Annotated in this window: 15 protein-coding genes; 6 read left to right on the top strand and 9 right to left on the bottom strand. The window is 40.3% G+C overall.

Features of this window, described 5'->3' with window-relative positions; translation table 11 throughout:
• Nucleotide 1: 1 nt before the first annotated feature.
• The gene (locus NKMY2_RS02695) at nucleotides 2-1,567 is read right to left on the bottom strand and encodes an ammonium transporter (RefSeq protein ID WP_042684199.1); all 1,566 of its coding nucleotides are present in this window, start codon (nucleotides 1,565-1,567) and stop codon (nucleotides 2-4) included.
• A gap of 136 nt (nucleotides 1,568-1,703) precedes the next feature.
• On the opposite strand from NKMY2_RS02695, the gene NKMY2_RS02690 reads away from it, so the two are divergent.
• Genes NKMY2_RS02690 through NKMY2_RS02675 form a run of 4 tightly spaced genes read left to right on the top strand, consistent with a single transcriptional unit; the run spans nucleotide 1,704 to nucleotide 4,409 of the window.
• Complete coding sequence (locus NKMY2_RS02690; RefSeq protein WP_238549749.1) at nucleotides 1,704-2,366, top strand: hypothetical protein; 663 nt, start codon at nucleotides 1,704-1,706, stop codon at nucleotides 2,364-2,366.
• A gap of 53 nt (nucleotides 2,367-2,419) precedes the next feature.
• Nucleotides 2,420-3,460 carry a V0D/AC39 family V-type ATPase subunit gene (locus tag NKMY2_RS02685; protein ID WP_238549748.1) on the top strand — a complete coding sequence of 347 codons (1,041 nt, stop codon included), beginning with the start codon at nucleotides 2,420-2,422 and terminating at the stop codon, nucleotides 3,458-3,460.
• A 43-nt stretch (nucleotides 3,461-3,503) separates the two neighbouring features.
• Nucleotides 3,504-3,740, top strand: a complete 237-nt coding sequence (locus tag NKMY2_RS02680) for a hypothetical protein (RefSeq protein ID WP_042684191.1) — start codon at nucleotides 3,504-3,506, stop codon at nucleotides 3,738-3,740.
• A gap of 18 nt (nucleotides 3,741-3,758) precedes the next feature.
• Nucleotides 3,759-4,409, top strand: coding sequence for a hypothetical protein (locus tag NKMY2_RS02675; RefSeq protein WP_042684189.1), 651 nt, complete (start codon nucleotides 3,759-3,761; stop codon nucleotides 4,407-4,409).
• Between the two features lie 222 nt (nucleotides 4,410-4,631).
• On the opposite strand, the gene NKMY2_RS02665 is transcribed toward NKMY2_RS02675, so the two are convergent.
• Nucleotides 4,632-5,219, bottom strand: coding sequence for a hypothetical protein (locus NKMY2_RS02665; RefSeq protein WP_042684186.1), 588 nt, complete (start codon nucleotides 5,217-5,219; stop codon nucleotides 4,632-4,634).
• Between the two features lie 59 nt (nucleotides 5,220-5,278).
• Nucleotides 5,279-5,824 carry a hypothetical protein gene (locus NKMY2_RS02660; RefSeq protein ID WP_042684183.1) on the bottom strand — a complete coding sequence of 182 codons (546 nt, stop codon included), beginning with the start codon at nucleotides 5,822-5,824 and terminating at the stop codon, nucleotides 5,279-5,281.
• 76 nt (nucleotides 5,825-5,900) lie between these two features.
• On the opposite strand from NKMY2_RS02660, the gene NKMY2_RS02655 reads away from it, so the two are divergent.
• Nucleotides 5,901-6,254, top strand: coding sequence for a hypothetical protein (locus tag NKMY2_RS02655; protein WP_042684180.1), 354 nt, complete (start codon nucleotides 5,901-5,903; stop codon nucleotides 6,252-6,254).
• 3 nt (nucleotides 6,255-6,257) lie between these two features.
• Here NKMY2_RS02655 and pyrH read toward each other — a convergent pair whose 3' ends face one another.
• The 4 genes from pyrH to NKMY2_RS10950 all read right to left on the bottom strand — a co-directional run bounded on the left by pyrH (nucleotide 6,258) and on the right by NKMY2_RS10950 (nucleotide 10,126).
• Nucleotides 6,258-6,938 (bottom strand): UMP kinase, encoded by a 681-nt coding sequence (pyrH, locus tag NKMY2_RS02650; protein ID WP_042684178.1) that lies wholly within the window; start codon nucleotides 6,936-6,938, stop codon nucleotides 6,258-6,260.
• Nucleotides 6,939-8,165: an HD domain-containing protein gene (locus NKMY2_RS02645; RefSeq protein WP_042684177.1), complete on the bottom strand. Its 1,227-nt coding sequence runs from the start codon at nucleotides 8,163-8,165 to the stop codon at nucleotides 6,939-6,941.
• On the bottom strand, nucleotides 8,162-8,746 hold the full coding sequence (gene tmk, locus NKMY2_RS02640) for a dTMP kinase (protein ID WP_042684176.1): 585 nt from the start codon (nucleotides 8,744-8,746) through the stop codon (nucleotides 8,162-8,164). Before tmk ends, NKMY2_RS02645 begins: the two co-directional genes overlap by 4 nt.
• Before the next feature lie 90 nt (nucleotides 8,747-8,836).
• A complete protein-coding gene (locus NKMY2_RS10950) occupies nucleotides 8,837-10,126 on the bottom strand; it encodes a CFI-box-CTERM domain-containing protein (RefSeq protein ID WP_238549747.1) in 1,290 nt (429 codons plus the stop codon).
• 191 nt (nucleotides 10,127-10,317) lie between these two features.
• On the opposite strand from NKMY2_RS10950, the gene hsp14 reads away from it, so the two are divergent.
• A complete protein-coding gene (hsp14, locus tag NKMY2_RS02625; RefSeq protein WP_042684269.1) occupies nucleotides 10,318-10,704 on the top strand; it encodes an archaeal heat shock protein Hsp14 in 387 nt (128 codons plus the stop codon).
• On the opposite strand, the gene NKMY2_RS02620 is transcribed toward hsp14, so the two are convergent.
• Nucleotides 10,705-12,255, bottom strand: coding sequence for an ABC1 kinase family protein (locus NKMY2_RS02620; RefSeq protein ID WP_042684173.1), 1,551 nt, complete (start codon nucleotides 12,253-12,255; stop codon nucleotides 10,705-10,707).
• Nucleotides 12,256-12,266: 11 nt separating this feature from the next.
• Nucleotides 12,267-12,659: a hypothetical protein gene (locus NKMY2_RS02615; protein ID WP_042684171.1), complete on the bottom strand. Its 393-nt coding sequence runs from the start codon at nucleotides 12,657-12,659 to the stop codon at nucleotides 12,267-12,269.
• Between the last annotated feature and the right edge of the window lie 15 nt (nucleotides 12,660-12,674).

Raw genomic sequence — 12,674 nt, 5'->3', positions numbered from 1 at the left:
TCTATTCGTTTACGTATGCTCGTTCTCCGTGTTGTGCTAGGTCGAGTCCTATTTCCTCCTCTTTTGGAGTGACTCTGATTCCACCTGGCCAAACGGCATCCATCACTTTGAGTATGACGATAGTAACTCCGAAGGAGTATCCTACTGATATCAAAGCTCCGATGATGTTCATAGCTTGTTGCTCATAGCCTTCTGGTGTTCCAGTCCATGCACCGATACCAAAACCGGTATCCCAGATGTGTGGACTAGCTAGTGTTCCAGTCAAGACTGCGCCGGTGAAACCGCCCATCCCGTGTACTCCCCATACATCGAGTGCGTCATCCCACTTGCGTGAGTTCTTGAATGCAACACAACCATAACAGACTGTTCCTGCTGCAATTCCAATTATTATTGCTGCCATTGGTCCTACAAAACCTGAGGCTGGTGTGATAGCGACTAGACCAGCTACAGCTCCTGAGGCGGCGCCAACAATACTTGGCTTGCCAGTGTGAGCCCAAGCCATTAATGCCCAAGTAATAGCAGCCATGCCGGTTGCAGTATTTGTTACAACCCATGCGCTGACAGCAACTCCGTCTGCTAACACTTCGCTTCCCGCGTTGAATCCGAACCAACCAAACCAGAGTATACTGACACCTAGTACAACCATTGGAATGTTGTGTGGTTCCATTGGAACCTTACCATATCCAAGTCTTCTTCCTAGAATCAGTGCTCCTGCTAGAGCCGAGAATCCGGAAGTGATGTGTACGACAGTACCTCCTGCAAAGTCGAGTGCATTTGTCGGTGCTAGATCTTTATTGAGGTCTATTGACCCGCCTCCGATGAATCCTCCGCCCCAGACCCAATGTGCTATTGGATCGTAAACGAAGGTTGCCCATAGGAGAATAAAGACTACAAATGCGCTGAATTTCATTCGGTCAATTATTCCACCAATGATTAGTGCTGGTGTGATAATTGCGAAGGTTGCTTGGAACATCGCGAATAACTGGTGTGGAACTGTTCCAGGCCAGCCTACACTACACTGTTCTTCTGGACTGACAACGTAACCTCCTCTGCTGCTATATGCAAACTGGTCAGTACATGCACCAAGCGCACCTAACGGCGCATAGTGTGATACCTTGTTGAATCCAACATAATCTAATGAACCCATGAATTTGTTTGCATCAGATGTGTTTGGACCAAAGGCCAGTGAATAGCCCCAAAGGACCCATTGTACTGAGATTAGACCCATAACAATGAGCGTCATTCCGAGGACGTTGACCATGTTCTTTGATCTTGCAAGGCCACCGTAGAAGAAAGCAACACCTGGAGTCATAAAGAGTACCAGTGATGTTGCAGTCAATATCCACGCGGTATCGCCAGAGTCAATTTTGCATGGCAACATGCCACCTTCTCCGTTGTCATACCAACATTCGTTAGTATTGCCTGTGTAAATTCCGCTTGTTCCTTTGACGTAACCGTCCATTCCATCGCCCACTTGTTGGGCAAAGGCCTGAGACAGTGCGCCTGCAGATGTTGCGGCAACTGCTACCACAAGTAATAGAGCATACTTGTGATTCCTTGTCTTCATTGCAGGTTTGAAAATTGAAAATTATATAAGCATAGAGAAGTTTCAAACACAAAAAACGTAAATTGTTAAATATTGAGTTTTTAGGATAATAACATAGAATTATGAAATTATGTCATATAATATGGAGAGATGGATCTTGAAAGACACGCCAAGGCTTGCAATTTTTGAGACGTTCAAAACAAAGCAGGAGGAGCTTACAGGAGAAGCACAAAGGCAAAGAGCAATAATCGTGAACTTGGCAACGCAGACCAATCCTTCTCAAATGACCAGAACTGCAATTGCACAAAAAATTGCGCAGGAAAACGGGACCATCTGGAAGAATATTTACTCTGGAATATTTCGCGATCTTGACGAAATACTGATTCCAATGGGAATCGCGATCGAGGCGGGAAGACTGCCACTCAAACGAGGACCGAAGGCATTACAAGAAAAAGGAATTCCATACTACCAGCTTACTCAAAAAGGCCTTCTGGTGTCACTTGCGCTTGATGAAATTATTGGTAGAGAGAAAATTTTAGAGAAATTTTTTAAAGAAACCAAACACATTGACAAGGATTTTCAAGAGGAGATTGAGACTTTGCTAAAATTTGTTCCGCGGTTTACCTATTCGCTGTTTAAGGGTTATGTCAGGGCATATTGCGAGGGCAGATTGGACAATCCGTTACCTCTGAACCAGGCTAGATTCATAGAGGAGTCAGACGAAATAATCCGAATTCAAAAGGAATTCCTTGAGAGTTTTGTCAACATGGGAAAAACAGAAAAGGAAAAAACTCTGAATTTTCTAAAAAGTGTCAATTAATTTTGTAAATTTTCCCCAAACATTAAAATCCGCTAGGCAAACTCGGCAAAATTATGGGTTCGCAGAAGGTTTTTTCATCAGTAAAGTCGTTTAGCCAAAGAGGAAGACTCCTAACCAAGACGGAACTGCAAACCCTGGCAGAATCTCGTGATTTAGAGGAACTACTAACGAGAATAAAGAACACAAAGTATGCCGATGCCGTATCAAAGCTTCAAAAGCCGTTTACTGCAGGAAATATAGAATCTGCCCTAAGAAGCGAACTTGCAGACATTCATTATTCCATTGCAAAATCTGCTGGCCAGTCTGATGTTTTGGATGCATATTATTTGAAATTTGTAATATCAAACTTGAAGCTAATTCTAAAAGGAAAGGCCCTTGGAAAAACCCAAGAGGAGATAGAGCCAAACCTGAATTTGCATGCAGAGGAGCTGATAAACCAGCGAGATGTCATTCTAAAGGCCCTAGTAGCAAAGGATCTCGAGGAAGCAGTAGCAAGTCTTGGCGGAATAGAATTTGGAGACGAAGTAGCAAAGGCAGTAACCATATACAATGACAAAAAGAACATCCAGGTTTTTGACGTGTTCTTGGATAAAATTTTGTATCAGCAACTCGGCAGGGCAATTAGGAATTCACGTGACAGAGATTTGATGCGACTTGCGGGAATGGATATTGATTTTTACAACATACTTAGCATCATTAGAGGAAAGTTTTGGGGACTTGATGAAGAGCAGATAAAAAATCTCATCGTGACGCATACACCAAGCATACCAAAGGATCTTCTTGGAAAAATGATGTCTGCTGATTCTGTAAAAAGCATATTTGATGAGCTTGCAACTACGCGATACAGAGAACTGGTGCCACAAACAGAAAATGAGATCGAGGCAATCTCTCAGTTTGAGCATGCATTTGAAATGGCAATCTACAAGGCAGTAAACAGATCATTTTCCAAGATGTTTAGTTTCTCAACCATTGTCGGAATAACAAAGCTGACTGCATATGAGGTGAGAAACATTGCGGCAATTGCGTTTGCCGTCGAGCAGAAAATTTCTCCACAAACGACAATGTCAAGGCTGATAATAGAATCAGAAGAATAACACGCGTGTAATTATATATAGTAAAACTTCCGTACGTTCAACAATGATCAAGATTCACAGGAAAAAGCAGGACATTACAACAGAGGCATTGGTCAATACGGTTTGGGTCAGCACCTTTCTTGCATTAATTCTCACAATTCCACCGCTTGGGATATTTTTAGGAATTTACTTTACGACAACAAATCTTGTAGTTGGGGCAGTAATCGGGTTTGGAATTCATTTTGTGACACTTGCCTTTTCTGATAGGATCTCAAAGAGACTGACGGAGATTTTGAGCTAGTATGGAGGAGAAATTCCCATGATGGGTGATAGGGACTACAGAAAGACGATCACTACCGCAATAGATGCCATCACAAGGGAGGTAGAACTACAGGCAACAGATCCAAACGACAGCAAGATAATTTTTCTGCACGAAATTGTACGCTGTATGCGAAGATCCTATTTCGATAGGTTTGACAGGGAAGAACAAGAAGACAAGACTTTTGGAAATTTGTTTGGCGGATTAATTAGAAAGTTGCCTTATGGTTCCAAAGTAGGCCAGTTCGCCATTGACGAGATAACTCTCAAGGGCCAGCCAGACATGATAGTAGACGATGTTGTGATTATCTTCAAGACAGTCCCCGTCTCCCCAGACGTTCCATTTGCAAGCGACGTTTTGCACCTAAACGCGTGCCTGTGGATTTTTAATAAATCCGAAGGAGTCATAATCTACATTACAGATGGTGGAAAAGAGTCATCATTTGCACTAATCAGGGAGAAAAAAATGTTTGAAGAGGTAATACGCAGAGTACGGGTTTTTAGCAACCTGATAAGCGACAAAAAGACTCCAATTTTAGAGCCATCCACAGAATGCTCTACCTGTCAGTATTACGAGCGTTGTTTCATAAAGAAGCACGAAGGAAAACAGTTCTCAATTTCAGAACTGCTCGGAGTCAAAAAAGACAAGTAAAAAGAGTGAAAGATCTTTTGATCTTTTGATTTATTCGGCTGATTCTGGATGACCCTTGCCACGTAATGCAAATAATACTACTGCAAAGGCAATGCCAACACCAATTACTGAGCCATATGCTGCTAATGCTGCTTCTGCCATTTGCTTGCATTCGTATCCCGAATCATATATAATTTCTCCAAAATTTTTTCCATACAGGCAAATTATCATAATTTTACAATTCTATGATACAGTAAGCTTGGATTTTAGTTTGGTGAAGGTGGAATCAAGCTCCTCCATTTCTGTGTTGAATAGATCAACCATTTCCTTTAGCAGAACCTTTTGTTGCTGGGCTTCTCTGCTTTCCCCCCTTAGTCGGTCTATTACTTTTTCAAGATTTGGTATTCTTTGGTTTAGCAGGCTGGTCAGATCAAGCAAGAATGATTCAAAGCCCTTTAGATCATTTGAGATAGTCGAGTCGGCTTTTTTGAGATTCTCAGTATCTTCTTCATCGACAAATTCACTCAGTCTGCCCCTGAGAACTCGCAATTTTGTTTCTGTTTCTGAAAATTTATCCAAGTCACTGTTCATAGAAAACGATGGACTGTCAATTTTGTCAGTCTCTAGTTCCAATCTTCCAAGCTCAGTACTCAGATAGTTTGTCATTTTTTTGACAAGCTGCCCTTGTTTGTGTGCTTCTTGTTGTTGTTGTATTACTTCGTCCTTTAGTCTTTGAAGGCTGGCAAGCTCAACGTTAAGGACTCTGGTTATGTCCAAGAGGGATTCTGTTGCATGAATGAGATTATTTACAGAGTACTGACTTAGTAACATTCTGTTATTTTCGGCCCAAAAAACATACTAAATCTATGTTTGTTTATACTAAACGATCGTTATCTTGTGAACTCAAACGGCGTGATGTTCTCGTGGCCGCTTGTCATCGAACTCAAATTATAGTAGGCTTCCCCCTTGACTGTCCATTTTGCGGTATTGTTTGTTAATGCTGACCAAAGCTCTGGCATGTTGCCGGTGTTTTTAATTGTGATTTTCTCGCCTATTATTTGCGGGCTGTTGCTTAGTATGGTAAAGTAGTTTGACACATCAACCATTCCCTCTGGTCTTTGCCCGATTTCCTCCGTTGTTATTCTCACTCCATTTTCATATAGTTCGTACTTGATTAGCTGTAAAATGATAGATTTGTAGTTAAGATCGGTGACCCTAAAATCAATTTGTATGGTTGCTTGCTCGTCTGTGACCTCTATCACAGATAGGTTCGCAAGCTCAATTTGAAGAGGAATTACCTCAATTGGGGCAGGCGATAGTTTGCCCAAGCCGTCCTTTGATATGTCGTTGATAAACTGTGAGCCAGAAAACGCAACAAGTCCTATTATTCCCGCTATTCCTGCTCCAACTATTGCAAGAATGAGTCTAGAGTTCAACGATAATTTTCGTTGTTTTTGTCTATCTAAACGTTAAGATGAAATGCTTATAGGAATAATTTTTTTGTAAACATTGTTGCAGTATTTTCAGGCAGTCAGAATTGGGAAGGAGCGATCAAGCAAATCCCAAATGCTTCTATTCAAGCTTGGCGGGTTTGCAATGTTGACGCTGACTACAAAAAAGAAGGACGGCCAGTTTATTCCAATCGGGGAAGAAAACCTTGTTGCGGTGATTCATACGGCCGATGGATACGTTACCATACTGGTTGATGCGGAAGGATATACAAAGGCACAGTCAAAGGCACTTGAGAAAGATGCCGCAATGGAAATTTTCAAAAAAGCAAAAGAATCTGGAATAGAAGAGTACGCGGGTGAGAAAGTGGAAATTTGGACAGAGCAATATCCAACTGTGCAAAACGAGCTAAAGTGATTTTTAAATTATGATTTCGGTTCCTACCGGCGAGCCTTTGATCGCCTTTTCCAGAATAGAAATGTCTGCCTTTAGTACGCGCGTCTTGATTTTAGAGCGCTCAATTACTTTGAGTGCAACTATATCCATCAGGTCATAGCCGCCTGCATGGGAATCCTCATGCACCAAAATATTGCGAAGATTCCTTAGTTCGATTCTCTTGAACTTTTTTGCCTTGGGATTTTTGTTCGGGTCCGAATCATAGATTCCATCCACGTCTGTTGCGTTTAGAAATTCTGATGCCTGTACCTTTTCGGCAATCAGAGCAGCGGTTCCGTTTGTGCTTTGTCCTGGATGCAGTCCTCCTGCCACGACAATTAGTCCGCTGTCTACTGCGTGCCTTGTCTCGGCAAGTGTGGTTGGCGGGTGCGGATAGGCCTTGTCCTTTAGTGCGTAGATTAGGAGCTTTGCGTTAAGCCTAGAGACCTCAATTCCCAGCTCATCAAGGGTTGATTCGTCTGCGCCAGAAGAGCGGGCATGTGAGATGTAGTGTCGTGCAATTTTACCTCCGCCTGCTATTATTATTGGCTGGCAAATTTTGCTAATTTTTACAAGGAATGTCGCATAATCCTTGAGCAACTTTTCGTTGTTTTCTATTCCAAAGATTCGCCCGGAAAGCTTGATTACAACTCTTCTTTTTGCCATCTAATCACCAAGAATCAATTTTGCTGCAATTTCAACTTTTTTTCTGTACCGCGCAGGGGTGTAAATTCGTATAATGTTCATGGAACCCGCTATTGATGAAACCACGGGTATTTTTGAAAACGGTATTTCCTTAATTGACTTTGTAGTACCTTCTGTGACAAGTATGATTGACTTTGATTTTTCCTTAGACGGTGTGAGTGGCAGAGATGAAGTTGTAGTGGTGTCTACAAATATCTCGTTTGTGCTTACTTTGGATCTTTTTGCAATATCTTGTTTTATCTTGTTTTCGTGGGTTTTGGTGAATTTTCTGTTTGTTAGTTGTTCGTGTACGCATTTTAGCAGTCTGCGGTTTTGGTAGTCCTCTGCAAACTGTTTTGCCCTTTTTAGCTCGTCTGTGTAAGTTGATAGTGAAAGAATTTGCGCCACGACAAACTCGTCTGTCATCTTGACGTATTCGTCTAGATTTAGCGAGGTAAAGTTCAGCTGGTTGTCTGCAAGTCTGATTGATTCTAGCATCATTACTTCTGCTGACCTTACAGTTTTGTGAAAGTAGACTGCCTTGAACATTTGATACCTAGATAGAACCATGGATTCAAATGAATACAGTGCAGACCTGTCAAGCGCGAGTCTTCCCTTGTATACGTCTAGGGACTGGATGATTCTTTGGTGATCTATTTTTGCATGCTCTGCTCCCGTAAAATACCCGTCCCGCTGCAGGTAATCCATCATATCTGCGCTAAGCGAGCCTGAGATGATTTCGTTGACAAATTTGTATTTGGTATCGCCAAAGGCAAGCTTTGTTATGAATTTTTTATCAAACCCAGATTTTGACAAGATGTCTCCAATCTCAGATTTTAAAATAATTTTTTTTCCCATTTCTTCATGCGAGATTTTTCTTTTTTCCTGTAGCACTTCTTCAAATAGATGCGAAAATGGCCCGTGTCCAACATCATGGAGTAATGCTGCAAGCCGGATGTTTTGTATTTGATCTGGGTTTAGTAGTCCTTTTTCTTTTAGCGCATTTGCTGCCTGGCCTGCAATGTGCATTACTCCAAGTGAGTGTTCAAATCTGGAATGCTGAGCACTTGGATAGGTAAGGTGCGCCCCTGAGAGCTGCCGTATTCTTCGTAATCGTTGAAAGATCGGTGAATCTATTATCTTTAGTTCTGTTTCATAGACTCGAATAAAGTTGTGAATTGGATCTACGATATCAAGAAATGGTTTCATAGTTTTACAATCTTTTTTGCAATTATTTCCATTATGGATTGATGTACTTCTTCTTTTGGACGTGAAGCATCGACTAGTTTCCAACCTAGCTTCTTTGCAAGCTTTCTGTAGGTTTTTGATATCTGGTCTAGGAATTTTCTGTCCTTTTCGAATTTGTCCCGTTTTGATTTTTTACGATTAAAGGATTCTTTTTGGGAAACATCGAGAACTATAACCAAGTCAGATTTTGGAAGGCCTTCGTCCAAGTTTTGAAGCCATTTCAAATTAAGCTTATTCACAGCACCATAAACAAGATTAGATTGATAGTATCGGTTCATGATTAGAACCGAGTTTTCAGAATGTGCCTTTTTGATTTCTTGAAGTTTTTCCCATCTGTTTGCAGCTAAAAGACAGTGGATTACTTGTGGGGAAAACTTTCTCTTTCCATGCAAAAAATTGTCAATTTCTTTTCCAAGTGGGGTGGTGTAGTCAGGAAAGCTGAAGATTTTTACCTTTAGCTTTCTTGCTTTTAGTGCTTTTGCCAAAAGATCAGACTGTGTTTTTTTCCCTGCCTGATCACTTCCTTCAATTACGATAATCAATTGTAATGAGATGAAATCCCAGTAATTAAAAATCTATCAAGGTCTATAGATGAATTAGCCATATGTCACAGGCATGATTTTTAGAAATTTTTATATTTTTAAAACTCCAAGATGGGTTCTTTTGAATTTAAACTTCCTAACTTTGTAAATTACGACTGCAGGAGCTACCAAATACATTCCTACGTTTAGTAAAATCAAAGATATCCCATATCCTAACACTTTAGCTTCGGAGTCCATGTCTACATAGTTTAGCATTGAAATGGAGTAGATCATTGGAGTTATAGCAATCCTAACAGATTCTTTGAACACTGGGCTCTCTCTTTCCCAATCTGCAATTGTTGGCGAAAACGAATAATAGAATTGGTTGAATCCATACATGAAATTAGAGCCAGATTCGGTTCGTAACAATTGTTCGTCTCTTAATTCCCTGAGCTGTTGTATTTGGGGAGCTAGCTCTGAGCCATATGTAGCGGTTGCAATTAGGCAACCGCCGTCGCTCGTATTTTTTGGAATGTTCTGATTCTCTGTGTTTTGGATGTTTTGGCTTTCTGTATTTCGGATATTAGTATTCAGGCTATCTAGAACAGGTTTGAGTTTTTGGTACTCATCGCTTGGGATCATTGTACCGTATTTTTGAGAAATATTCCACCAGAATGGATCATCAGAGTGTTTTATTGCCATCAAGATAAATGCATCCTTGAAAATTATTTGCTCCGGATAACAGTTAAGCATCAAACCATTTTTTATTTCATACATTTGCCAGCTGAAACACTCCGTATCATATTCTTGTGATGAATTATCAGACTCCCAATCAAATCCGTTTGTTATACTTTGTTCAGGATAATTGTGTCCTCGGATTAGTTTGATCTTGTTTGAACTCTCGTCATATTGTACTTCGGCATATAGTGCGTTTGGATACAAGTAGATGACATTTGTATGACTAGTTATTGCATTGAATTCTTTTTTTGTAACATATTCGTTGTGCAGGACTATTACCTTGTCGTATGAGTCAAGTATTGTTGGATCCCTATCTACATCCACATCTGTTATGACTGGATATCCAAGAATTTTCAGAACTTGGTATGAAATATCAGATGAATTGTAATTGCCATCTCCTATTTGCCGGATCGGTACTTCAAGACATTGCTCATCACATAATTTGTGATAATAGTCATAAAATCCATTTTCAGAATATGCACTCTGGGTAAAAATTGGGTAAATCACCACCGCGTTTTCCTCATTTTTTAACAAGTCATACAAATTAGAGTAATCTACTCTTGGTTGAACTGATATCTTGGTATAGAATCCTTTTTCTGAATCATAATATTTTTGATCAACAAAAATTCTAAAAATGTACTTGTCATTGTCAACCTCGGTCATACTTTGCCCAAAGGCAAAAATTTCAAAACTTGAAAAAACAATTAACAGTGAAACTAATGCATAAATTATTTTCATAATAGTTGATTTTTGTCAAATCATTTTAGTATATTGAATTTGGGATATTGTCCAGACTAGAAAATGATCTGGTAAATCCACCAAAACTTATAACTAAAAAACACAAATTAAGCACAATGGGCATAGTACGATACATGGCAGGGGAAATGATGAGGGAGATAGGTAACAAGTCGCGCGAATTTTACGAGTTAGTGCTTCCCCCAATAGACATGTATCTGGAGGACAGCCATCTTGTTGCAGTAATTGATTTGCCTGGATTTGATAAAAAAGACATCAAGATCACATTACACAAGAATATACTATCAATTAGGGCAGAGAAACACGAACCCGAAAAAGAAAACATGGTTTGCAAGCAGCGACCAAGTATGATTGATAAAAAAATCCTGCTTCCGGCTCACATTAAGGAGGGAGAAGACGCAATTAGCTCTGCAAAATTTTCCCAGGGCGTGTTGATAATCAGGATTCCAATCTCTCAAAAAGGAAAACAGATTTCAATAGAATGATTATCGCTTTCTAAACGCAGCAAATATCCCCATAACAATCAGTGCTCCAACCATTCCAAACAATCCATATGTTTGGTTTGACGAATATACCAATGCAGATCCAATAAACATTGAGGATGCAAGTATGCTTCCGGAAAGCAGGGTGTTATTTTTCGGTTTTGTGTTTAGCTGAAGTGATCTGTTTTCCTCCAAAAATTTCTTTAGCTCAGGAGCAATTGAAATTGTCGCGTCAATTGATTTTGCAAAACGTACAAATGAGTATTTCAGTTCCTCGATATAGGCATCCTTGATTAGATGCTCTTCCTCTAAGATATTTTTTAGCACTTTTACAAACTTGAAATCTACTTTGTGTGTCTTGTAGATTCCTTCAATAATTGAGCTCATCCTAAGATATAATGCAAGATTTTTTGGAAGCATGAATGGAAAACGGCTCATTGTTTTATTTGCAAGTTCCATGAGTGCTCTTACTTCCATTTCGTCTGGCTTTCTTCCATGCATTGTGCGAATTGACATGTCTATTCCCTGCTCTATCACTGAGCGGTTAAAGTCAGGAGTCAGCATCCCGAGATCATTCATTGCGTTTACTGTCCTTGCTGGGTCTTTTTCCACCAGGGCAAGGTACAACCGAATCAGCCTCAACCGGGTTTCATTGTCTATTCTTCCAACCATTCCAAAATCATACAAAATCAAAGAACCGTCATCTGCAACCGAAATGTTCCCAGGATGCGGATCTGCGTGAAATATGGAATCGCGCAAGAGCATAGTAAAGAACACCTTGTGCACGTCAATTACAATTTTTTGCCTGTCAATTCCCTTTTTGTCAAGGTCCTCGATGTTTGTGATTTTGATTCCGGGAATGTATTCCATTGTGAGTACGTTTTTTGAGGAATAGTCATCGTAAACCTCAGGTATCATTACGTTGTCGTGTCGAGTAAGATTTTTTTTGATGGTCTTGAGGTTTTTTGATTCTATGGTGTAGTCAAGCTCCTCATGTATCGTCTCTATGAACTGTTTTAGCATTGATTGTGCAGAAAAGCGAAGATTTGGATCTACGAATTTCATTGCAAGTGGCAGTATTTTTTTTAGAATTCTGATGTCCTGTTCAATTATTTTTTCAATTCCTGGCCGCTTGACCTTCACTATGACGTTTTTTTGTTCTACTTTTGCAAGATAAACCTGCCCAAGAGACGCGCCAGAGATCGCCGTCTTGTTAATTGAGGAAAATACTTTGTCAAGTGGGCCCAGATCATTTTCAATAATTGGTCTTACCTGTTCAAACGAGGATGCCGGCACATCATCTTGCAGTTTTGCTAGCTCCTCCATGTATGGCTGCGGCAAAATGTCTGCCCTAGATGACAGCCACTGACCAAGTTTTATGTAGACTGGTCCAAGTGACACAAAGGTATCAAGAACTTTTCTTGCATTTTTCTGGAATTTTTCATTGTCAATGTTTTTTCCCTCTCGGCGTACCCACTCCCTTCTGTCCTTTCGTAATGAAATGATTATTGGGATTAATTTGCCAAGTACCTTGATTGTTCTAAAAGCAGTTATGATTGATTACCTCACTCGTTTTTGATTTTTTTGGCAAGCTTGTATCCAACATAACCTATTACCAGAGATGATATCACTCCCGCAGCTGCAGAAACTTGCATATCTTTTTTTGTTTTTTTGCTGTTTTTGTATAGGTATGACGCCACCTTTGCCCCGCCGAATGCTCCACTTGCAAGCCCGACTAGTACTTCGGGCGCATCAAGTGCCAGGTGTCCAAGTGGGTTTTTTCTCGGGTCTATCTTGTCCATGTGAACCAAATACTTGTCGTTGTATTCCCTTATGTGTAAATTTCCATAACGATACTGCTTGATTGAGCCGTTTTTGTGGCCAAGTAGGGTTTCTTCTGCTTTTTCAAGCATGAACGGCCTTAGTTCTTTGGGGACCTCGATTTCATCCCAAGTCATGATCCGCAATGCTGC

It is taken from the genome of Candidatus Nitrosotenuis chungbukensis, assembly GCF_000685395.1.
GTDB classification, from domain to species: domain Archaea; phylum Thermoproteota; class Nitrososphaeria; order Nitrososphaerales; family Nitrosopumilaceae; genus Nitrosotenuis; species Nitrosotenuis chungbukensis.
This window is presented reverse-complemented; position numbering and strand designations above follow the sequence as displayed.